The sequence below is a fragment of the Polycladospora coralii genome (genome assembly GCF_014773435.2).
GTDB classification, from domain to species: domain Bacteria; phylum Bacillota; class Bacilli; order Thermoactinomycetales; family Thermoactinomycetaceae; genus Polycladospora; species Polycladospora coralii.
This window is the reverse complement of sequence record NZ_JACXAG020000002.1, coordinates 152,296-173,949: the sequence shown is the minus strand read 5'-3', so window position 1 is coordinate 173,949 and position 21,654 is coordinate 152,296. Positions and strand designations below refer to the sequence as shown.

Sequence of the window (21,654 nt, the reverse complement as noted above, 5' to 3'; positions counted from 1 at the left end):
GATTTGTTTACCTATTTTATCATAGGTAAACAAATCTTCATCATTCATCTCGTGTCTTCACGAGTGCTATGCCAAATAAAAAACGGTAGGTATAGTCCTACCGTTTTTTTCTTTTATTCGGTTTGATGTTTTTATTCCCCTTTAAAATATCCATCCCCATATTCGGATTGTGCTGAACATCATCTGCAAATTTCTTTAAATCTTTCATATCAACATCAGCCTGCGTCACTTTCATTAAATATTCTAAAACGGATGGCATACCACCTTTTTGATGTGCTAATTTAGCACCATCCATGATACGTTCTAATTGTTGTTCAGAGAGGACTTTTTGGCCCATAATCCCATTAATCATTTGGGTAAGATCTTTCATAGATAAATTTTCATTCATAAACGAACCTCCTTTGCTTTTCTCTCCCTAACATATGAATAATTACACTACTTTGCTTGGGCACTGATCTAGATAACAATGAACTAAATTAAAAACACAACATACTTTATTTGTAACCAAGCATGTTGGTCGCCCCAAGATGAAGAATGTTCTCTATCCATTCACTCATTCATCCTTTCCTCTCTGCTAGTTCATCGTCTAATTTTGGGATTTAGGGCGTGCGCCTGTACCTCAAGTACATTTGAGGCATAATGTAGAGCAAGCTGGATGACAAAACAGAAGTGGGACTGATTAGATTCTGCCAATAATTCTCTTAAGTAATACACAACTCAAATAAACTCAGATTTCAACATCCAGTTTAGCATCAGGTCAAGTAGGTCTGCGTGAGTTGCTACTCATCAATCTTCAGTATTTTGCTACGTGCTAAAACTCCTCATCAGCTAGGATTTAACAATCATTTTGGCGAGTAAACATCTGGATGCGTGCAATAGTGCAGATACTAAATTATTTGATAAGGGGGATATTTATGGGCGGAGCTTATGGTTTCTTCGGTTGGAGACAGCTGCTCATCTATCTACTTGTAGTCGCAACAATCTTTGTCTTTGCTTGTGGTTGGGGCTACGCCGGCGGTGGTTGCTAAACGGGACATCATGAGATGATGAAAGGAGGATCATTCTAATGGGTAATGGTTATGGTTATGGATTCGGTTGGAGACAATTGCTCATCTTTCTATTAATTATCCCTGTAATCTTCGTCTTCGCTTGTGGTTGGGGATATAAGGGAGGATGTTAATCCTTCTAAAAAAATAAATTTAAAGAAAGGAGGTTGAAAAATGGGAGGTTATGGAGGCTTCGGCTGGAGACAGCTACTCATCTTCTTACTAGTAATCCCAGTTATCTTCGTTTTCGCTTGCGGCTGGGGATATTATGGCGGTGGTTGCTAAATAGTCGAATGAATCAGAATGAGAAGCCTGTAGCTCAGGCTTCTCATTTATTGATGTCCCATGATTTAAACGATGGAGCGTACACCGATAACACCACAATTTGTTAATATTTTTGTCTATCCTTATCAATCGTTTCAGCTGAAACTGCCAATTTTATATTTCTTTGTTCTTGATTTTCGCTTTTATCCTCCATCTTTTTTAACCACTCCAATAACTTGAGGAGATTTTGATAAGGTTGGATCTCACCTTCTTGTTGCCATTTCAGTTGTTTTTTTCCACCTGAAAGTGCTTGTTTTTCCAACAGTAATTGTTGGCGTTCTTGCTCTACATCTTCGATTTTTTTTGATAAATCTTCAATATTGGTGATTAAAGTGTGACGTTCTAATTCATACTGCTTTAAGTGATGTATGGCTTCGGTTATCGATTTAATTTTTTGACTTTTATCTCGCTCTAATTGCACACGTACACGTGTCTTTTTTGCCTCATGATATGCTTTTAAATATTTCTCCCGCAAAACTGCGTTCCATCGAAATCCACATGCTCCCGGAGTGCGATTAAGTTGTTTACCTACTTCTTCAAATGCATCAAGTTGTGATTTACCAGAACGAATGTATCGTAATACTTTATCCTTCAAAACATAATCTTCATCATCAGTCCACCGTCTTCCTTTCATTCTTCATCACCATCCTTTCTCCATATATATGTCAAAAAAGACTTTACTATTTATGTTAGAAATAAAAAAACCGAGCGCAAGAACGACCGGTTTATTCTGGATTTTGTGCATGTATATGTGGCAAATCACAAATGTGTATATTTAATTGATCTAGCTCTATTAATTCCATCCGTTCAACATGATGAGGCAATCGAAGCAAACAATCATCTAACCACAAGAGTATTCGGCTAACATTTACACCCTCTGTCACCGGAGCATAAGATTTTAAATAACGTTTTGCACTTTCTGCTAGCTTACGTGCCCCGCGAACTTTTCCGCGGCGAAGTTGATGCATAATCGCTGCAATTTGAATCAGTCCATGATAAAAATCATTCTCTCTTTGTGTTTGCCAGAGCTCCTCCAACACTTCATGCGCATCCCAATACTTTTCAGCATGGTAATTTTCAAAAAAAGCTTTATATAACGGGTGATAGTTTTGAGACAAAGCCAACACATCCCTTTACTTTCTTCAATTTCATATTCATCAAGAAAAAAAGAAAAGACCAGGCTTCAGTCCCTGGTCACATTAAAGAGGGTCAAGATTAAGGAGTAAAAAGAAGCATGGTAGCGTAAGCAAGAAGGTCAATCTTGCCTACAAGTCTCATTTTACCATGTAATCCGAATTTTGTCGATGTTAGTCTGCGCCATTTCCATCTATTTTTATTCCCTTTTTAAGTCAATCAAATAAATGTTCATTTCAACATTTTATCCGATTTTTCATTCTTCCAAAGCTTCCATATCGAATGGCGCTTAAATTGTTCTTCTTCTCCTAAAATTTGCATTGCTATGTTGCGTATTTTTTTATTCTTAGGATCTTTTTGAATCGCCATGCGTAAATGATTTCTTACTTCATCGTGTACACCTAGCATTCTATAAATGTGAGCGATTTTAACAAAATAAACCGAATGGTGAATGCGATATTGTTTGGCTAAGCCTAGATGCAAAAGTGCTTGGCTAGATCTTCCTTCTCTCAAGAACAGCTCTGCCAGTAAAATATGAGAAACCGCATCCTGAGGTTTTAATTCAAGACTTTTAAATAATAATTGCTGAATTTGGTTGACTGTTCCTTCCCGTTCTATCAAATATCTTGCATACTCTCGGTATATTTCGCTACGATTAGTCTGAAGGGTTAACAACTTCTGATAAACTTGTTCTGCTTTTTCATCCTCATTCCAAGCTAACAACTGGGCATAAAGTACCAATATCGGTTCATAATGAGGATCGATTTGAAGAGCAGATTCTAGCACCTCTAATGCCTCAGTATGTTGTTGTTTGCGAATTTCTAGTTGTGCAAGCATTAAAAAGTGATCGATCTTAGGGTCTTTTTGTATTAAACGTTCAATGCGATTTCTGCGTCTCTTATAACTACTTGACCTTACAAATTTTTTTTCCGTTGTAGATTCAGAATATATATCTAAAATCAAATGGTCCATCCATATACCCCCTCAGCATCAAAATCTAATCGATAAGCGTGTTAGTCATGAACAGTATAGCTTCTTTTCCATATCCGATCGCATGATCAGCTTGGCTAAGTCGCGGAAAAAAAATTACTTCTTTATTTCGATTAATTAAAATGCCTGATTTTGTATCTTAAGGATTCATGTTTCGCATTGTTGTTCGCGTAATATAATCGGTTTCATAGTAGTCCAGCTCATCACGTAATACCTCAAAAATTTTGGACAGCTGTATGATCAATTCCCTTAAGGGTTTAGGCGGTGTCTCTCTAAATTTAATGGCATCAAAGCTGGTATATGAATACCGACCATCTTCTTCATAAACCTCATTTTTGGGGTAGTAGAATTTGTATATGCTCGTATGCATAATTTCGCTTAACACCTTATCGGCAAATTCGGGATTAAAGTGCGCTCGCCTAAGCACTAAGCTCACTCGCTCATAGCCAAGTTCACACGCTACACTTAAGTGCCTTAAGTCAGATAGAAACTGACGAATATATGCTTCATTATTACAATCTCCATCTACTGAATGATCTAAAATATGTTTCACTGAATATTCATTCAGGAAATTTTCAAGTAGTGTATTAATTTTCTTCATATTTTCTTTTACAGTACAGCACAACTGTTTTGTATCTTCCGCAGGCATAATTAAATTGCCCCCTTTGATTTCATTCCTTTTCTCTCAAATTAGTATAACACATTACACAATTACACAGCTTAAAAAAAGGGATTTTATCTCAAGTGTATCGATTTTCCCCTTTTTCCTTTTGTCCTTTGAGGTCGGCTCAGATTCCCATTTCTGTAAGTGAGGAAGCCTCGATGTGTTTTGCGAAAAAATGTTATACTAGGTATAGTTTCGCATAGATAAAAGTTAATCTAGATACAATAACTGGAGGTTACATATGTCATCACAATGGCCACCACTCCAATTAGAAGAGTGGATCACACAGTTTCGCTTTTATACCCCTATTCAAGTACGGTTTTCTGATACGGATATGATTGGACATATCAACAACGTCAGTTATTTCAGTTATTTTGAATATGGCCGTCTCGCTTATTTTAAAGAATTAAATTCGCTTACTTCACTTATGAATCCGGATGGGAAAGAAGGCACGATCGTTACGGCTAGCCTCGAATGTCAATATTTACAGCAAGCACACTTTGATGACGAGTTATTATTGGGTATTCGAACAAGTAGGATTGGCAAAAGCAGCTTGGATATTGAATATGCACTTACGCTTCCACAAAGAAAGACTATTGCAGCCATCGGACGTGGAACCATCGTACATATTGATCCTACCATCGGTAAAGGTAAGCCGTTTTCTGAGGACGTAAGAAATGCTATTCGCACATACGAACTTATTGAGCTATAGTACAAATGGGGAGACAGTCAAATCATCTCCCCTTCATATTATAAACAGGAATGGTATTGCTAAGTTAATTTTGATACTGCTTCCCTTTTTTTAGAAGAATGGCATGATCCACTTTGATACAACGATCCATAACCACTGTAAGACCATGATTTTCACCATAAGTTGCTGCCTCTTCATGTTGAACACCTTGTTGCATCCATACTACCTTTGCACCTATTTTTACAGCCTCTTCTACTACTGGAAATACGGTCTCGCTACGCCGAAAAACATTTACAATATCGATTTTCTCCTCAATATCAGTCAGAGAAGCATATGGCTTCTCACCTAGTACAAAGTCCGTAAGTTTAGGGTTTACTGGAAAAATGCGATAACCTGCTTTTTGTAAAGCTTCTGCAATCATATAGCTTGTTCTTTCAGGCTTATCTGATAATCCTACAACTGCAATATGGCGAGCCTCATCAAGCATTTTTTTTCTTTCTAACTCATTTGGATTGTTGTGCATCTATATCTTTCCTTTCCCTTGGAATGATTACGCCGCTCCACACACTACTTATTTTTTCAAACAGTTTATGAGGCACATCCTCATGTGTTGAGATGGACAGATATTTTTTCTTTACCCGTTCTATTAACCATTTAGGCACTTTTTTTCCGCGTATCAGCGAATAGTATTGATGATACCCTTCCACAAGATGCTCCCAGCGATAATCATTCCCTTTTTGACTGTATTCTGATACATCAATAATTTTCCCTCTACCATTTTGTAGTATTACATTTTTTAAATGAATATCTCTTGGGTTTAATCCTTGTTTTTTGGCATAATCGATTGCTGCTGTCACATCCTCAATTAAGGTAATTGGAATATCAACACCTAATTCCAAGCATTGGTAAAGGGTTAATCCAGCTTCATAACTTAAGACTAAATAATTATCGCCTTCTTTGTGAAACTTAGGGAAATAAGGAGATAATTTTAGTTTCCGATACACTTCTGCTTCTCTTCTTTTGATTTGTGTATTCTCATTTGCAAACAATTTATATACAAGTTGCTTTGCACGATTCGGCTGTACGACTACTGCATCTGTCCCAAATCCGATCAGATTAAATTCAGTTGGAATGGCATGAATGGTTACCAACTGATTTTTAGGATTTACGCGAAAGCGAATCTCTTTTAACTTCTCCTCTATATCATGTAAGTCCATTTCGTTCCCCCTGTGTGTAGGCTCTTGATACAAATAGCATAACAAATCTTTATACGAAAGGAGTAGTGTGTTTTTTTGTATGTACATCTTTACAAGCAACCTAATTTCGATTATAATCACTTTAACACTTAGAAGCACACAAGCATTAAATCAAATAGTACATTCATCTGCAAGCTCATTAGATCTGATTGCTTACAGCCCCAGAGACCGGATGGTTGCTGCGAATCCGGGTAAGATCACGATTGAATTACACTTGCGCTATCAGGATGAATCACGATAAGAGTGGACAAGCTAGAAATAGTTTGTCAAATAGGGTGGTACCGCGGAAACTTTCGCCCCTAATTGGGAAGAAAGTTTTTTTTATTTGACCATTAAAAGGAGCGTGCAGAAAATGACAACAACTTTAGTCAATCCCATACCAGCTCATCTAAAGCGCTATGTTTCCAAGCAGGACTATGAACAATATACACCCATTAATCAGGCCGTCTGGCGTTATGTAATGCGGCAAAATTACCACTATTTTAAAAAGCATTCACACGCCTCTTATCAAGATGGATTGTTTCAATCTGGTATTTTAATCGATCGCATCCCACGAGTAGAAGAGATGGACGCGTGTTTAAAACCTTTTGGCTGGGGCGCTGTCCCCATAGATGGATTAATACCCGGTGTTGCGTTTTTTGATTTCCAGGCCCATGGGCTGCTCCCAATCGCAACCGATTTGCGGACATTAGACCATATTGCATATACACCTACGCCAGATATTATTCATGAAGCTGCAGGACATGCACCGATCTTGTGTGATCCTGAATACGCATATTATGTTAAACGTTTTGGAGAGATTGGTGCTAAAGCACTTTCCAATCAAGAAGAATTAGAAGTTTTTAAGGCAACCCGTTTATTATCACAGTTAATGGAGAAACCGGACTCAACACCGGATCAAATAAAAGAAGCAGAGCAACTCCTGCAAGAAAAAATCGCACAAGTAACTGAAGTGTCTGAGGCTACTCTTATTTCAAGGCTGTACTGGTGGACTGTAGAGTATGGATTAATTGGTAGCTGTGAACAACCTAAAATTTATGGAGCAGGTCTACTGTCATCAATGGGAGAAGGACAAAACTGTTTATCAGATCAAATAAAAAAAATACCATTTGACCTCGAAAAAATCATTGATACAGATTATGATGTGACCAGACCTCAACCACAATTGTTTGTATGCGACAGTTTCCAACAATTAGTAGATGCTGTTGAACAACTAAGTAAAAGAATGGCTTTTCAAACTGGCGGAACAGAAGGCCTACGTAAAGCACTTCGTTCAGCAGACACGGCAACAGCACAGTATCATACCGGATTACAAGTTACTGGGACATTTACTGATCTTATTTATGATGGCACTGGAGAAGCTATTTATCTAAAAACGACAGGGCCAACATCGTTATCTTACCACGGCTCTCAAATCCCGCATCATGGGAAAGAAACACATGCTGATGGATTTGGAGCCCCAATAGGCAAGTGCATTACGCCTATCAGCACCGATTTAAAGCCCGATAGTAAAATAACCATTCAATATGAGAGTGGTGTTTGTGTAGAAGGACGAATCGTGCAATGGTTTGAACAAAATGGACAAGTTCTTCTCTTATCGCTAATCGATTGTACGGTTTCTTACCAAGAGCAAATTCTGTTTCATCCTGAGTGGGGAACCTATGATTTAGCTATCGGTAGCCATATTTCATCTGTTTTTGCAGGTGCAGCCGATCCAGAGCATTTTTTTCAAGATGAAACAGAGGCGACTGACACAAAATTAGATGCGACATCTTGTGTATCTCTTTCTACACTGGATCATTTGTATCAAGCCATCCGCGAAATTCGTGAGGGAGAGGCAGATATGCACGCTATCGAAAATATCATTCAAACCTTAGATGATCAATACCCTCAAGATTGGCTTTTGCGAATTGAAATTTTAGAGCTTTTTGCTCAAACTTCTAACCACAAGCATGCACGACTCGAACAACATGTAAATCGAACCCTACATCGTATTGCAGAGGAAAAGCCGGAGTTGAAAATGTGGATTGAACGTGGACTAGATTTATTGAAACAATCATAGAGAGTAGTTTTATCCTACTCTCTATGATAAAAAAACCAAGATGCGGCCATAGCCACATCTTGGTTTTTTTTGGTACCAGTGGTCGGGGTCGAACCGACACTCCCGAAGGAACACGATTTTGAGTCGTGCGCGTCTGCCAATTCCGCCACACTGGCATAAATTTAACAACTGGATATATACTATCACGAAGAGAAAAACTTGTCAATCTATACTTAGATTGAAGCCTGCTACTCCAAAATTAAACGACATTTAATAAAGTCAATAAACAATAAAGCCTCAAGTTACGTTATAATAAAGTCGTTCCTGTTTCATTCTTATTGATTAGGAAGTGTGTTTTGAGCCTTTACTTCCCATTGCCAAGTTCTAAAAAATAGGTTTCACCAATAGATCGTTTTGAAAGCGCCGTAAAGGTTTTGCAGAGCCGCCTTATAGGCGTGCACGACGATCCAATGGAAACATCATGCAAATTACCACACTTATTCCTTTTGCGTCATATGAATCATAATTTAATCATACAAATCCTGACTTACGTATGAACAATGAAAGGATGCCTATCGCGTAATGTTAGACCAGCTTCTAAACAATTTTCCACTTTGGACTGCGCTACTCGCTATTTTCTTAGCGCAATTTCTAAAAGTTCCTTGGAACTATACGGTTTCAAAAAAATGGGACTGGAATTGGATATTAAGTTCTGGCGGTATGCCTAGCGGTCATACTTCAGCCGTCACATCACTTGCCACCTCTATTGGATTAACAAAGGGATGGGACTCCAGTTCTTTTGCTATTGCCATGATTTTAGGAATCATTGTCATGTACGATGCTACAGGTGTTCGTAGACAAGCTGGGATGCATGCCCAAATATTAAATCAATTAGTTAATGATTTTACTACCCTTGTCAACGAACTAAAAAACTTAAAAGAAAGTCCATCTAAAGAAACAACCGTGAAATTAAAAGAAATTCTTGGCCATCAGCCCATTGAAGTATTTACTGGTGCTTGGTTTGGCATTTCCATTGCATTGCTCCTCTATTGGATATGGTATCTATGATACAGGGAGGCTTAATATGAAAATCGTCTCAATCTGTCCAAGCAATACAGAAATGTTGTATTATCTTGGAATAAGAGATCAAGTGATCGCATTGGATGATTATTCCGACTGGCCTGAGGAATGGCGTGAACTTCCTCGGTTGGGTCCGGATTTAGATATTGATATCGAAAAAATAAAAAAATTAAGACCTGATCTTGTTATTGCTTCTTTATCCGTTCCAGGTATGGAAAAAAACATACTGCGCCTACAACAAGAGCATATCCCTTACATCATTCTAAACCCTAAGCGGCTCTCCGAAATTGCAAATGATTTTTATACACTCGGAAAGGCGTTGAAGATGCAAACACAAGCAGCTGACATGGCAAACGCGTTTTTACAGGAAATTAGGCAAATACAAGACCACATTCCACGCGATCACGCTAAGTCTAACATATACTGGGAATGGTGGCCAAAACCTGTATTTTCCCCTGGTCGTTTAAATTGGTTGACCGAAATCAGTAACTTAGTTGGAGCTGAAAACATCTTTGCGGATCAAGACGTTGAAGCATATCAAACCACTTGGTTAGAAGTCGCACAGAGACAGCCTGATCTTGCATTGATCGTTTGGACAGGGATACCGATCCATCGCATAAAAAAGTCTATGATTATCGAAAGACCACCCTTCAATCATACTAACTTATCTCATAAAAAAAACATTCACATCTTAGAAGAAGGGTGGTATTGTCGCCCGTCCCCCCGCCTATTGATGGGAATTAAGCATCTAGCACATCTGTTATATCCAGATCGATTTACAGCACTGACTGAAGATAACCCTTTTGTAGACACGAGAAAAAAACCTCATCGCAAACACTAACGAAAAGGTTTTCTACTAAAGTGATCATCTTTTAAAACATGCGATACCCTTTTTCTCTCAGTATTTTAATTGTCCAAACTCCGCCGATTGCACCTGCTAAACCAGAAAAGAAAAAGATTGCATTAATGACAGTAAAAATTTGTGTTAAGCCCATACCGATATAAATAACTACTCCCAAAAATACGAGCAGCGGTAGCCATGTTGTTTTTAAAATCATGTTTAGCACAAAGCCAATGCCAAAAAAGAGGACAAACAATAGCGGTATAGAAATGATGATCTGAGCAATTTGTATTCCAGGCATGCCATTTCCTCCTTCTTTCTCATGTCATTTATTTTACTAAACCAGACCAAAGACGGTCAATGAATTGGTCTTCAAAACAACGACAATCTGTTGACAATCGCCTGGTGGAGGTTTGCTAGTTCCCTGTTAGTCCGTTACAATAAAGAAAACTTGCCTATTGCAAGCCATACTTATGTGACTAAAGTAATAAAACGTTTACTTTCTTGTTCACTTATAAATGGAATGAAATCAAGGAGGAATAAGCATGCGTCCACAAGGAAGACCCCCATTTACTGGAAGACCTGGAGCTCAAGCAAACACGGAAGGAGCAAGTCGTCCAAGTCTTCCCACTCAATTTGTCAACTTTACTTTTTTTAAGGTAGACCCAGCTTGGCGTCGTTTACCCATAGATGAACAAACCAAAGGTAAGAATGAGTTTGCTGGAATCGTAAAAGAGTACCAAGAACGTTCTGGCATATTTGTATTGCCATATTCTCTAGTAGGTATCCGCTCTGATGCAGAGTTTATGCTATGGAGAATTGCCAATGATCTAGAAGTTTTTCATGAAATGACGAGTCAATTAATGCATACTGGCCTTGGACAATACTTAACCATTACGTATTCCTATCTTTCAATTACCAAGCGAAGTGTTTATGTAGATAAAATGGACCCTGAACACCAAAACCCTAGAACACATATTATACCTGGCCGTAGCAAATACTTGTTTATTTATCCATTTATTAAAACAAGAGATTGGTATCAACTCTCTTTTCCAACCCGTCAAGGCATGATGGACGAGCATATTCAAGTCGGAAGTAAATACCCAAGTGTGAAACTAAACACAACTTATAGCTTTGGTATAGACGATCAAGAGTTCGTTGTTGCCTTTGAAACAGACGATGCCAAAGACTTTTTACATTTAGTTCAGGAATTACGAGAAACAGAAGCAAGCCGTTACACATTACGTGATGTGCCCATGTTTACTTGTATAGGCAAAGAAGATATTGATAGCACCTTAAATACGCTATAAAAAAAATGAATCAGCCTCTTAAGGCTGATTCATTTTTTCTATCATAAATATTCCGTAAATTTATATGAAATGGGTTTTTCTTTTTTTCCTGTTCCATGGCAAGCATGACAGGTTTCTGATCCACCTAAAAGTAATTGTACATAACCTTCTCCATTGCAGTACGTACATTTCCCAGCTTGTTTTAATGTCTTCGTTGACATATATAAATCCCCCTAAATTAATATTTGTATTTTCTGAACATTATACCGAAAATAACCTCCATTGCAAAGTTTCATATTTAAGTTTTAAATGTTATGAACGTTTATGTAAGCGTTATCATTTCTTTTTTCCTTCTTTTTTTATAGAAAAGCTACTGATTATGTGAAAAAGCTTTGTAGGAAGTATGCATCCTACAAAGCTTTTTATATCCTAACCTAAAATTTCCCTTTACGAATTACTAGCGAAATACCGCCCAGTAAAAACAGCCAACGCATATCAATAATTTTCTTCATAAATGAAGCTGAACCACCCATCAATTTGCGATTCCCTACCATGCCAATCGCTTCTTTGCTTCCTAGAGATGCTACGGTTCCTTTAGCTTCATATTTAAAAGGTTTCATCTCGCGTCCACGTATCTTAGCAGATAGGTTTTTAGCTAGCGCTTGTCCTTGTTGTGTTGCCATTTGAGCTGTAGGAGGGTATGGACGCTCTCCATCTGCCGGGAAAACCAAAGAACTATCTCCTAAAATAAAGACATTATCAAAACCTGGTGCGTGTAGGAATTCATCTACTTTTACACGACCACGCATCGTTTCGATGCCTGCCTCTTCAACCATCTTATTTCCACGCACACCACCTGTCCACACAACCGTTGCTGCCTTGATTTCCTGGCCACCTTTAAGCATTACACCCTGTTCTGTACATTCTTCAATCGGTGTGCTCAGTAAAAATTCTACGCCTTTACTCTCTAAGTATTTAACCGCATAATCGACTAAATCTTTATCAAATCCAGGTAGTACAGTAGGCGCTGCTTCAACATTGACGATACGAACTTTTTCTAAAGGAATATCGTACTCTCGGCAGAGACTTGGCATGCGATCAACCAGTTCTCCCACATATTCAATTCCTGTAAAACCACAGCCGCCCACAACGATGGTAATTAAATCATCTTTTTTCTCAGTTTGATATTTAGCAAAGCTGTATTCCATGTGCTCACGTAACACACGCACACCATCTATATTACGGATAAAGAAGGCATTCTCCAATAAGCCTTTAATACCAAACGTTTCAGGAGCGCTCCCGATTCCAACTACTAGATAATCATATGCTAGCGTTTTACCACTTTCCAAATGAACAGCTTTTTCATTTGTTTTAATTGCTGTTACACGATCTTGGACAAATTTAACGCGTTTGGTATTGATGACTGATTGCACCGGAATCCGTGCATGATCATGATGCGAAGTTCCTGCTGCCGGTTCATGCAGTTTAGTCGTAATGTAATGATAGCTATGATTACTTACAAGGGTAATTTCAGCCTCATTATAATTTAATTCTTTTTGTAGCCCTTTGGCTGTCATCAGACCACCATAGCCCGCTCCAAGAATAACGATTTTGGGTGTACTCATTGTTCACTCACATCCATCTACATAGTATGATTAAGTTATCACAAACTTTACTTCTATTAAATCAACGTTCATATAAAATGATGCCATTGTATATGATATGTTTTTCACGTACTTTTGGCAAGAGTTTTTGTTCACATTGTATCCACTTCTTTTCTTCCTATCCGATTTTGCCTGCAATATAGACTGGTAATTATATCCCTCGGAAAAAACTAGAAAATACGTTACAATAAAGTTATAAGATAGACAAGTTCCTAGTATGTTGCATCAATAGTGTCGATGAACCAAGATTAGGCAGTGTATTTTGAACCAAAATCCCTTCCGATTTGACTGACAGGCAATTCGGGGGCTCGTCGTAAGGTTTTTGGTGAAAGTGCAAGGAGAGCAAAATACACGACAGTAGGATGGAAAATTCATGTGAATCGATACGCATCACCTACTTTCTCAATTTTTATTCAATTTACTTGGAGGTGCATTTATTGAATTTAGCTGAAAAAAATGCCGAATTAACTGATATTATTATTATTGGTGGAGGTCCAACTGGTTTATTTGCTGCCTTTTATGCTGGTATTCGACACGCTTCTGTGAAAGTAATAGAGAGTATGCCTCAATTAGGTGGTCAATTATCTGCACTTTATCCTGAGAAGTATATCTATGATGTCGCAGGCTTTCCTAAAGTGACTGCGCAACAACTTATCGATAATCTTATCGATCAAGCTAGCCTATTTAAACCCCAATACCATTTAAATGAGAAAGTAATCAATATTACGAAGCATGAGGAATGCCATTTTGAAATAAATACAACCCAGAATACTTACTTTACCAAATCGATCATTATTACAGCTGGTTGCGGGGCTTTTGAACCACGAAAGATCGACTTGCTAAATTGCGAAAAATACGAAAAGACAAATTTGCACTATTTTGTTAATGATCAATCCAAATTTGTAGGCAAAGACGTTTTGATTGCTGGTGGAGGAGATTCTGCATTAGATTGGGCGCTCATGCTGGAGCCTATTGCTAAAAGTATTAAATTGATTCATCGTCGCAATCAATTTCGTGCACAAGAACATAGTGTGGAACAATTAAAAAATTCAAATATTACAGTGATAACACCTAGAGAAATTAATTGTTTCCATGGTAATAGCCGCATTGAAGGCGTCACTTTATCTCATCAAAAAGAACTATGTGAAACTTTTGCTGTGGATGAAGTCATTGTGAGTTTCGGTTTTATTTCATCGCTAGGCCCGATTAAAGAATGGGGGCTAAATATTGAAAAAGGTAGTATTCGGGTCAATTCCATGATGGAAACCAATATTGCTGGCATTTATAGTGCTGGCGATATCGCTTCTTATCCTGGGAAGGTAAAGCTAATCGCTACCGGTTTTGGGGAAGCTCCCATCGCAGTAAATCACGCTAAGTTATATATCGATCCAGATGCCAGACTCCAACCTGCTCACAGTTCCAATCTAAAACTTTAACTCCCACTATTTGTATACTTATCATTCGAATAACTAACACTACCCATATCTTGGTATGTGTTAGTTATTTATTACTACCTTTTGCTACACTCATCATGGAAGGAGATTCAACAAGGATGATTTGTCCGCTCTGTAATGGGCTACAGCTGTTTCATGCTATATGTTCCCATTGTGGTAATGCTATGCACGACGATGGTCCTGTTTCTCAGTTTTGGTCGGACTACAGTCCATATGAGACAGTCCTATCCAGTCATTCCCCTTGTGTGCATCTAACCTATTGTCCCAACTGTTATGACCAAAAGTTACTACAAGTGAATTCATTCACAAATGAATCAACACTTCCATAATTAATCATTTTCCCGTTTAAAGGATTTTCAATCACTTTCAAACACCAAGTGGTTCGATTAGTCAATCAACACACTTGTTAAGAGACTAGTCTGATTCATGTTACAACGTTTTATAATCTCCTATACATGTTCATTATCTCACAAATCAAATATTTTAGTTAGTCTATTTTCGCCTAAATATGAAATGCTCCTTTTCAATATTGAAAAGGAGCATTTCGCCACTCGTGTTTAGCAATCGCCAGGTGTACCTGCATGTTCTGAAGTTCGAAACGACGAACCACAACCACAAGTCGCACTTGCATTGGGATTTTCTATACTAAAGCCCCCACCCATCATCGATTCTTTATAATCAATAATGGTGCCTTTCAGCAGAGGTTCATTCTTTTTTTCAACGATAATTTTGACACCATGAATCTCCAAAGTGATATCATGTTCGGATCGGTCGCTATCGAATCCCATTCCATAAGAAAAACCACTACAACCTCCGGACTGTACACCAACACGGAGATATAGTTCACCCGGATTATCTTGACCTTGAAGCATTTCTTTTACTTTATGAGCAGCAGGCTCTGTAAGTGTGATCATTCTTCATGCCCCCTTTCACTTTTAGTATACAGGGGATTTCGCTTCAGATACAACCACCATCAGATGTACCCATTCTCCAACAGCTGGTTCTTTTATTTTAGAATCGTGCGTTCCAAAAGCGTATAGACAAACTTGGCCTTGCTTTTCTTTTTCCCATAAATTATGAAGACGATCAAGCTCTAAACTTAACTGGTATACCTTGGGATGACCTAGTCCCAACCGCATAGCCGTATCTTCCATTTCCATTCGCAACCCTTCAATTTGCTCCTCTAAATCCATCGTCCACAATGGATCCGCCTCCTTATGACCCTTTTTTCTCTATTTTTGTACCAGCAACTCGAACAAATGTACTATTATTAGTATACACAGACAAATCACAAAATAAAAGCCCTAATTTTTACAATTTAATAGACTAGTTCTTTTTTTTTGACATCAATTGCAATTCACTCTTGACACATCCCTCTAAATTCTGACCCCTTTCACGTTCTGATGTGTGATTATTTTTCTGTACGGGTTATATTGTTAGCGATACCCCACCTAAACTTAGAATGTGATTTCTTTCACGCACTCTTTATGATAGAATGAGATAGACTTCGTCGTATTGAGTGATGACCATCACTTATATCTACTGTCGAAAGGAATTCTGTCGAATGTCAACCACACATATTAGGCATGATCTCGAAGATATTAAAGAAAAAGTGGAAAAAGGAGAAAGGCTTTCTTTTGAAGATGGCGTTCGTCTAATGAAATCTCCGGACCTACTTACAATTGGTCAAATGGCTGATCTAGTGAGAAAAAGGAAAAATGGAGATAAAGCATATTTTATTGTGAATACACACTTAAATTATACAAATGTATGCTATTTAGATTGCAAATTATGCGCTTTCGGAGTAAAGCCTGATCATCCAAATTCATATACTTTATCACTTGAACAACTTGAAGAACGAATGAAAGAAATTGCAACTAAACCATTTACTGAGTTACACATTGTAGGGGGTGTCAATGCAAAACTCCCTTTTTCTTATTACGAAGAAATGATTCGACTTGCCAAAAAACATAATCCCCATATCCATGTACAAGCTTTTTCTGCAGTGGAAATCGATTATCTGGCACGTGTTTCCAAATTAAGTGTTGACGAAACTTTAACCCGTCTACGTGATGCAGGCCTAGGTTCTATTTTAGGCGGTGGAGCTGAGATTTTTGATCCAGAAATACGTAAGGTCATATCAGGTCACAAAACAAGTGCAGATCGATGGTTTGAAATTCACGAGATTACACATCAACTTGGTATGAAATCAAATGCGTCTATCTTGTACGGTCATATTGAAAAACCTGAGCATGTCATTGACCACTTCGTTCGCTTACGTGACCACCAAGATCGAGCAAATGGCTTCCAAGCATTTTTTGGTTTTGCCTTTCATCCTGACAATACGAAGTTAGCTGATGAGTTTAATCTGCATGGCCGTGATACAACTGGTATCTACGATTTAAAATTGCTAGCTGTGGCTCGTTTAATGCTAGATAATTTTCCACATATCCGTGCTTTTTGGATGATGATTGGTCTTAAGTTAGCACAAGTCTCTCTTCAATTTGGAGTAGATGATTTGGATGGAACCGTAATGGAAGAACAGATCGTACATGCTGCAGGATCTCGATCTAGTCATGTCACACCCAAGCAAGATTTTATCAATATGATTCTTGAAGCTGGTCGTATCCCTGTGGAAAGAGATACATTATATCATGAAATAAAAAGATATGAATAAGATGAGGGAGGACTTCAGATGTCATTGATTGCTTCTGCTGACCCTACCTTGACAGATATTATTGCCAAGGTTCAAAGCGGGGAACGTCTAACACTCGAAGACGGACTAGCTTTATATCAATCACCTGATTTGCTCACAATTGGGCAACTTGCTAATCATGTTAACTTAAAGAAAAACGGAAATAACGTTTATTTTATACAAAATTTGTATATTAACCCTACTAATGTTTGTGAAGCAAAGTGTGCTTTTTGCGGCTTTCGTCAAGATCCAAATTCTGAGGCTGCGTACACAATGTCACCTGAAGAATTATTACAGTATGTTGGGGAGAGATATACGGAAGGTTTAAAAGAATTTCATATTGTAGGTGGACATAACCACCAAGTTGATTTTGATTATTATCTCAACACAATATCGATCTTAAAAAAACATTACCCTCAGGTTGCCATTAAAGCTTATACTGGGGCTGAAATTGAATTTTTTGCTCGTATTACGGGTCGCACAATGAAAGAGGTCTTACAAGATTTGATTGCTGCGGGACTTGATACATTGCCTGGTGGTGGCGCCGAAATCTTAACTGAGCGTTATCGTGCAAAAATGAGTCCTGATAAAGCAAGTACGGATGATTGGCTAAAAGCGCATCAAATTGCCCATGAGCTTGGACTCAAGACACATGCAACGATGCTATATGGTTCAATAGAAACACCAGAAGAACGGTTAACACACATGATTCGATTGCGTGAGTTACAAGATACAACGAGTGGCTTCATGGTTTTCATACCACTAGCTATGCAACCTAAAAGTGTAAATGCGTCCATTCGTCGTCGCACATCTGCAATGGATGATATGCGCACGATGGCCATTAGCCGACTCATGCTGGATAATTTCCCGCACATCAAAGCCTATTTTATCAATATTGGTACGCAACTCGCTCAGCTTTCTCTCCAGTTTGGTGCATCTGATTTACATGGCACCTTAATTGAAGAAAGAATTAGTCATGCAGCAGGCGCTTTAACACAAACTGCACTAACCATAGATGAATTGGTTTGGTTAATTCATGGCGCTAACCGTACTGCAGTCGAAAGAGATACTTTTTATCATCCCATCAAAATCTATTCATAAAAAAAGCAGGTATATTCATTTATACCTGCTTTTTTTATGAACAAAAAGAGTCGTGTCCAATGAGTGGAGGAAATACCTTCTCTCCGTAACTTATTAGCATAGCCAAAACCTGAAAGATTTGAATGACAGGGACTTTTGCGATGACGGTAAAATAGAAAAATCGTGCAAATTAACACGACTGTTTTTAAATATATGTTTCCTTCTCATCAATCAGTTTGTAAATACGCTCGAGTAGCTCCGCACCTGTAGCAGCTCTTATCACTTCACCGTCAACCATCGCAAACGGCTGTTCTGCACAGATTCCACAACTGCCTAAACATCCATATTCTAGCACATCTAATTCAAAATCTTTCTCTAATTCTTTTTTAATTGCGAGTACATCTTCGGTTAAGTTATTTACACAAAACTCGACAAGTGGTCGCATGCCCCTATCCCTCTCTTCATCCATTTATGATGATCTTTTCCGAATAAGAGATAGCTTGGTCAATTATGACCAAGCTATCTCTTATTCATGCCTGTCTACAATACCTATCTTATCCAATACTTGATAGATAGCTTTCAGTTTCGGGTTTCCTTCTGTAACAATTTGATGATCAATCACCACGACGGGATACCACAAATCTTCTCTTTTAATTTTATTTGCCATTTCAATTTCTTCATCTGTTATAGGTTGGTCAATATCTACATAGCGTACCCTAACTTGGTTTCCATACTTTCGCCCTAAGGCAGCATCTAACCAAGAGGTCGTCTCGATTGATGAAGGTAAGTTTATGCAGCTCGCACAAATTTCTTCTGCACCATACACAATGATTTCAACTGTCATGATATACCCCTTTTATCATAACGCTTGATCTAAATCAGCAATCAAATCTTCTACATCTTCAACCCCTACAGAAATTCTTACTAGCCCGTCCACAATTCCAAGTTCAGCTCTTCTTTCAGCAGGAATAGATGCGTGTGTCATCCGTGCTGGAACCGAGATTAAACTTTCCACAGCTCCTAAGCTCTCAGCTAAGGTGAAATACTTTGTCTGTTCAAGTAAACGATCTGCTGCTTCAGCACTTCCAACATCAAAGGAGATGATTGCGCCAAAACCACGTGCTTGTGTCTTAGCAGTATGATGATCTGGATGATCCGCCAAACCAGGATAATATACGCGACCAATCTGGTCATGATTTTGTAACCACTTGGCAATCTGCTGAGCATTTAGCTCATGTTGTTTCATCCGAAGCCCTAATGTTTTCATTCCACGGATGAGTAACCATGAGTCCTGCGGTCCAAGTATACCACCGATTGAGTTTTGAAGGAAATGTAATTCCTCTCCAAATTTCTCCTCTTTCGTAACAATGAGACCAGCCACAACATCGCTATGACCACCTAAATATTTAGTCGCACTATGCAATACAGCATCAGCACCTAAATCCAGAGGGTTTTGCCAATACGGTGTTAAGAAAGTATTATCTACAAATAAAAATAGCCCTGCTTGCTTTGCTAAGGTGGAAAGTTCTTTAATATCTGTTACTTTTAAAAGCGGATTACTTGGCGTTTCCATATAGATGGCGCGTGTATGGGGCTTGATCGCCTTTTTCACAGCGTTTATATCACCCGTGTCCACAAAGGAGGCTTCAAGGCCTAATCGCGTAAACACTTTCGTAATCACACGATAGGTGCCACCATATACATCATCCCCGATAATAATGTGATCTCCCTGACTAAAGTAGGATAACAATGTGGAGATCGCAGCCATTCCTGATGAAAAAGCGAGTCCGCGGGCACCGTTTTCAACATCTGCAATTAATTTTTCTAAAGCATCTCTCGTCGGATTACCGGTACGAGAATACTCATAACCCGCATGTTCTCCAACCTTAGATTGTTTATAAGTTGATACTTGATAGATCGGTACACTTACCGCTCCAGTATGCGGATCACCAAACACGCCGCCATGTATCATTTTTGTATCCAGTTTCATCTTCTTACACCCCGCCTTGATATATTTTTTTACTTAGATAACGTTCGCTGCTATCAGGAAAGATCACCACAATATTTGATCCTGTAGGTGCTTTCTCTGCTTCTCTTAATGCTGCATACATCGCCGCACCTGAAGAACTACCTACCAATAACCCTTCCTGCCCGGCTAATTGATTGACCAAAGGAAATGCTTCCTCATCAGTTACTGTATATACTTCATCTATATAAGACCGATCAAAATAGTCGGGTATTACTTCCATTCCTATTCCTTCTGTCTTGTGTGGACCAGGCTCTCCTCCTGCTATAATTGAACCTTCTGGCTCTACGATCACCGTTCGAATGCTGGGGTTCTTTTCTTTTAAAAACTTAGCCACTCCCATAAACGTTCCTGAAGATCCTGCTCCAGCGATAAAGATATCAATTTCTCCATCCATTTGCTCCCAAATTTCAGGCCCGGTTGTCTCATAGTGCGCTTCTGGATTAGCTGGATTACTAAATTGTTGCGGACAGTAAGAATTTGGAATTTCAGCCGCTAGCTCCTGCGCCTTAGCAATTGCACCCTTGATGCCGGCTTCAGTTGGTGTATTGATTACTTTGGCACCTAAAGCTCGCATCAGTTCTTGCTTTTCTTCGGAAAATTTTTGTGGTACCACAAAAATAACTTGATAATCTGTACCTACAGCTGCTAATGCTAATCCAATACCTGTATTTCCAGCTGTTGGTTCAATAATAGAACCACCTGGCTTTAGTTTTCCGCTACGTTCACCGGCTTGAATTAGAGCTAAACCTAAGCGGTCTTTCACACTGCCACCAGGATTAAATGCTTCTAGTTTAGCATAACAAGACACAGACTCTGGCAACCCCATTCTCTTTAAACGAATAAGGGGTGTATCTCCAATTAATTCTCTTATATCTTCAACCTTTTTTCCCATCTATGTACCTCCTCTGCTTTTCGATTCGCTTCCTTCTAGCCTTTATCTTAACAATTATTATGTGGCGAGAAAAGTAGCTACATAAAAAAGAATGGTTTCTTCCAGATATTATCCTGTTCAACCCATTGATTTTATTAGTAAAAATATCTACAATTAAACTGATAGATATTCTCACTAACCTAAGTTGCTTAGTATCCGGTATTGGGTTTACTTGCATAGACGAAAGGAGCCTATTTAAACATGGAAGATCAAGTACAAGAAGTACTGAATAAATTACGTCCTTTTATTCAACGTGATGGTGGAGACGTAGAATTGGTAGAAATCGAAGATGGTGTTGTACGTGTACGTTTATTGGGGGCTTGTGGTAGTTGCCCAAGTTCAACCATTACCCTTAAAGCAGGAATCGAACGTGCACTAATGGAAGAAATCCCGGAAGTAAAAGAAGTAGAACAAGTCTTATAAGCCCGACCCAATAAAAAACCAC

25 protein-coding genes and 1 tRNA gene are annotated in these 21,654 nt (G+C 38.5%); 9 read left to right on the top strand and 17 right to left on the bottom strand.

The window, feature by feature from the left end:
- Positions 1–97 precede the first annotated feature (97 nt).
- From IC619_RS05005 to IC619_RS04985, 5 genes are all read right to left on the bottom strand, one after another.
- A complete protein-coding gene (locus IC619_RS05005; protein ID WP_191139180.1) occupies positions 98–388 on the bottom strand; it encodes a hypothetical protein in 291 nt (96 codons plus the stop codon).
- A 1,046-nt stretch (positions 389–1,434) separates the two neighbouring features.
- Entirely contained in the window at positions 1,435–2,004 is a 570-nt protein-coding gene (locus IC619_RS05000; RefSeq protein WP_191139181.1) for a hypothetical protein, read from the bottom strand.
- 91 nt (positions 2,005–2,095) lie between these two features.
- Entirely contained in the window at positions 2,096–2,488 is a 393-nt protein-coding gene (locus IC619_RS04995) for a DUF309 domain-containing protein (RefSeq protein ID WP_191139182.1), read from the bottom strand.
- A gap of 247 nt (positions 2,489–2,735) precedes the next feature.
- Positions 2,736–3,476 (bottom strand): tetratricopeptide repeat protein, encoded by a 741-nt coding sequence (locus IC619_RS04990; protein WP_191139183.1) that lies wholly within the window; start codon positions 3,474–3,476, stop codon positions 2,736–2,738.
- A 157-nt stretch (positions 3,477–3,633) separates the two neighbouring features.
- Complete coding sequence (locus IC619_RS04985; RefSeq protein WP_224749468.1) at positions 3,634–4,143, bottom strand: DUF3907 family protein; 510 nt, start codon at positions 4,141–4,143, stop codon at positions 3,634–3,636.
- A 256-nt stretch (positions 4,144–4,399) separates the two neighbouring features.
- Between IC619_RS04985 and IC619_RS04980 the strand changes: the two genes are divergently transcribed.
- Positions 4,400–4,870 (top strand): acyl-CoA thioesterase, encoded by a 471-nt coding sequence (locus tag IC619_RS04980; RefSeq protein WP_191139184.1) that lies wholly within the window; start codon positions 4,400–4,402, stop codon positions 4,868–4,870.
- A 64-nt stretch (positions 4,871–4,934) separates the two neighbouring features.
- Here IC619_RS04980 and IC619_RS04975 read toward each other — a convergent pair whose 3' ends face one another.
- Together IC619_RS04975 and IC619_RS04970 are read right to left on the bottom strand one after the other, a co-directional pair.
- Complete coding sequence (locus IC619_RS04975; RefSeq protein ID WP_191139185.1) at positions 4,935–5,372, bottom strand: CoA-binding protein; 438 nt, start codon at positions 5,370–5,372, stop codon at positions 4,935–4,937.
- The gene (locus tag IC619_RS04970; protein ID WP_191139186.1) at positions 5,353–6,066 is read right to left on the bottom strand and encodes a serine/threonine protein kinase; all 714 of its coding nucleotides are present in this window, start codon (positions 6,064–6,066) and stop codon (positions 5,353–5,355) included. Before IC619_RS04970 ends, IC619_RS04975 begins: the two co-directional genes overlap by 20 nt.
- Positions 6,067–6,457: 391 nt before the next feature.
- On the opposite strand from IC619_RS04970, the gene IC619_RS04965 reads away from it, so the two are divergent.
- Positions 6,458–8,167: an aromatic amino acid hydroxylase gene (locus IC619_RS04965; RefSeq protein ID WP_191139187.1), complete on the top strand. Its 1,710-nt coding sequence runs from the start codon at positions 6,458–6,460 to the stop codon at positions 8,165–8,167.
- Positions 8,168–8,237: 70 nt separating this feature from the next.
- On the opposite strand, the gene IC619_RS04960 is transcribed toward IC619_RS04965, so the two are convergent.
- Positions 8,238–8,322, bottom strand: a tRNA-Leu gene (locus IC619_RS04960).
- Between the two features lie 406 nt (positions 8,323–8,728).
- Here IC619_RS04960 and IC619_RS04955 point away from each other — a divergent pair.
- Positions 8,729–9,214: a divergent PAP2 family protein gene (locus IC619_RS04955; protein ID WP_191139188.1), complete on the top strand. Its 486-nt coding sequence runs from the start codon at positions 8,729–8,731 to the stop codon at positions 9,212–9,214.
- Between the two features lie 16 nt (positions 9,215–9,230).
- On the top strand, positions 9,231–10,067 hold the full coding sequence (locus IC619_RS04950) for a helical backbone metal receptor (RefSeq protein WP_191139189.1): 837 nt from the start codon (positions 9,231–9,233) through the stop codon (positions 10,065–10,067).
- A 31-nt stretch (positions 10,068–10,098) separates the two neighbouring features.
- On the opposite strand, the gene IC619_RS04945 is transcribed toward IC619_RS04950, so the two are convergent.
- Entirely contained in the window at positions 10,099–10,368 is a 270-nt protein-coding gene (locus IC619_RS04945) for a YuiB family protein (RefSeq protein WP_224749467.1), read from the bottom strand.
- A gap of 244 nt (positions 10,369–10,612) precedes the next feature.
- On the opposite strand from IC619_RS04945, the gene IC619_RS04940 reads away from it, so the two are divergent.
- Entirely contained in the window at positions 10,613–11,377 is a 765-nt protein-coding gene (locus IC619_RS04940) for a chlorite dismutase family protein (protein WP_191139190.1), read from the top strand.
- A gap of 41 nt (positions 11,378–11,418) precedes the next feature.
- Here IC619_RS04940 and IC619_RS04935 read toward each other — a convergent pair whose 3' ends face one another.
- Positions 11,419–11,577, bottom strand: coding sequence for a YuiA family protein (locus IC619_RS04935; protein ID WP_191139191.1), 159 nt, complete (start codon positions 11,575–11,577; stop codon positions 11,419–11,421).
- 213 nt (positions 11,578–11,790) lie between these two features.
- On the bottom strand, positions 11,791–12,981 hold the full coding sequence (locus tag IC619_RS04930; RefSeq protein ID WP_191139192.1) for an NAD(P)/FAD-dependent oxidoreductase: 1,191 nt from the start codon (positions 12,979–12,981) through the stop codon (positions 11,791–11,793).
- A gap of 476 nt (positions 12,982–13,457) precedes the next feature.
- On the opposite strand from IC619_RS04930, the gene IC619_RS04925 reads away from it, so the two are divergent.
- Positions 13,458–14,456, top strand: a complete 999-nt coding sequence (locus IC619_RS04925) for an NAD(P)/FAD-dependent oxidoreductase (protein WP_224749466.1) — start codon at positions 13,458–13,460, stop codon at positions 14,454–14,456.
- 575 nt (positions 14,457–15,031) lie between these two features.
- Here IC619_RS04925 and IC619_RS04920 read toward each other — a convergent pair.
- Positions 15,032–15,388, bottom strand: a complete 357-nt coding sequence (locus tag IC619_RS04920; RefSeq protein WP_191139194.1) for a HesB/IscA family protein — start codon at positions 15,386–15,388, stop codon at positions 15,032–15,034.
- A 21-nt stretch (positions 15,389–15,409) separates the two neighbouring features.
- Entirely contained in the window at positions 15,410–15,667 is a 258-nt protein-coding gene (locus IC619_RS04915) for an aspartyl-phosphate phosphatase Spo0E family protein (RefSeq protein ID WP_191139371.1), read from the bottom strand.
- Positions 15,668–16,038: 371 nt separating this feature from the next.
- Here IC619_RS04915 and mqnE (IC619_RS04910) point away from each other — a divergent pair, with 371 nt between their 5' ends.
- Both mqnE (IC619_RS04910) and mqnE (IC619_RS04905) read left to right on the top strand, forming a co-directional pair.
- Positions 16,039–17,151, top strand: coding sequence for an aminofutalosine synthase MqnE (mqnE, locus tag IC619_RS04910; RefSeq protein ID WP_191139195.1), 1,113 nt, complete (start codon positions 16,039–16,041; stop codon positions 17,149–17,151).
- Between the two features lie 18 nt (positions 17,152–17,169).
- Complete coding sequence (gene mqnE, locus IC619_RS04905) at positions 17,170–18,270, top strand: aminofutalosine synthase MqnE (protein WP_191139196.1); 1,101 nt, start codon at positions 17,170–17,172, stop codon at positions 18,268–18,270.
- A 184-nt stretch (positions 18,271–18,454) separates the two neighbouring features.
- Here the strand turns inward: mqnE (IC619_RS04905) and IC619_RS04900 are convergent, their stop codons facing one another.
- The 4 genes from IC619_RS04900 to cysK form a co-directional block, all read right to left on the bottom strand.
- Complete coding sequence (locus IC619_RS04900; RefSeq protein ID WP_191139197.1) at positions 18,455–18,694, bottom strand: DUF1450 domain-containing protein; 240 nt, start codon at positions 18,692–18,694, stop codon at positions 18,455–18,457.
- 81 nt (positions 18,695–18,775) lie between these two features.
- Entirely contained in the window at positions 18,776–19,093 is a 318-nt protein-coding gene (locus IC619_RS04895) for a DUF1462 family protein (RefSeq protein WP_191139198.1), read from the bottom strand.
- 15 nt (positions 19,094–19,108) lie between these two features.
- Positions 19,109–20,239, bottom strand: a complete 1,131-nt coding sequence (locus IC619_RS04890; protein WP_191139199.1) for a bifunctional cystathionine gamma-lyase/homocysteine desulfhydrase — start codon at positions 20,237–20,239, stop codon at positions 19,109–19,111.
- Positions 20,240–20,243: 4 nt separating this feature from the next.
- Positions 20,244–21,170 (bottom strand): cysteine synthase A, encoded by a 927-nt coding sequence (gene cysK, locus IC619_RS04885; RefSeq protein WP_191139200.1) that lies wholly within the window; start codon positions 21,168–21,170, stop codon positions 20,244–20,246.
- Positions 21,171–21,410: 240 nt separating this feature from the next.
- On the opposite strand from cysK, the gene IC619_RS04880 reads away from it, so the two are divergent.
- Positions 21,411–21,632, top strand: a complete 222-nt coding sequence (locus IC619_RS04880) for a NifU family protein (protein WP_191139201.1) — start codon at positions 21,411–21,413, stop codon at positions 21,630–21,632.
- Positions 21,633–21,654: the final 22 nt, after the last annotated feature.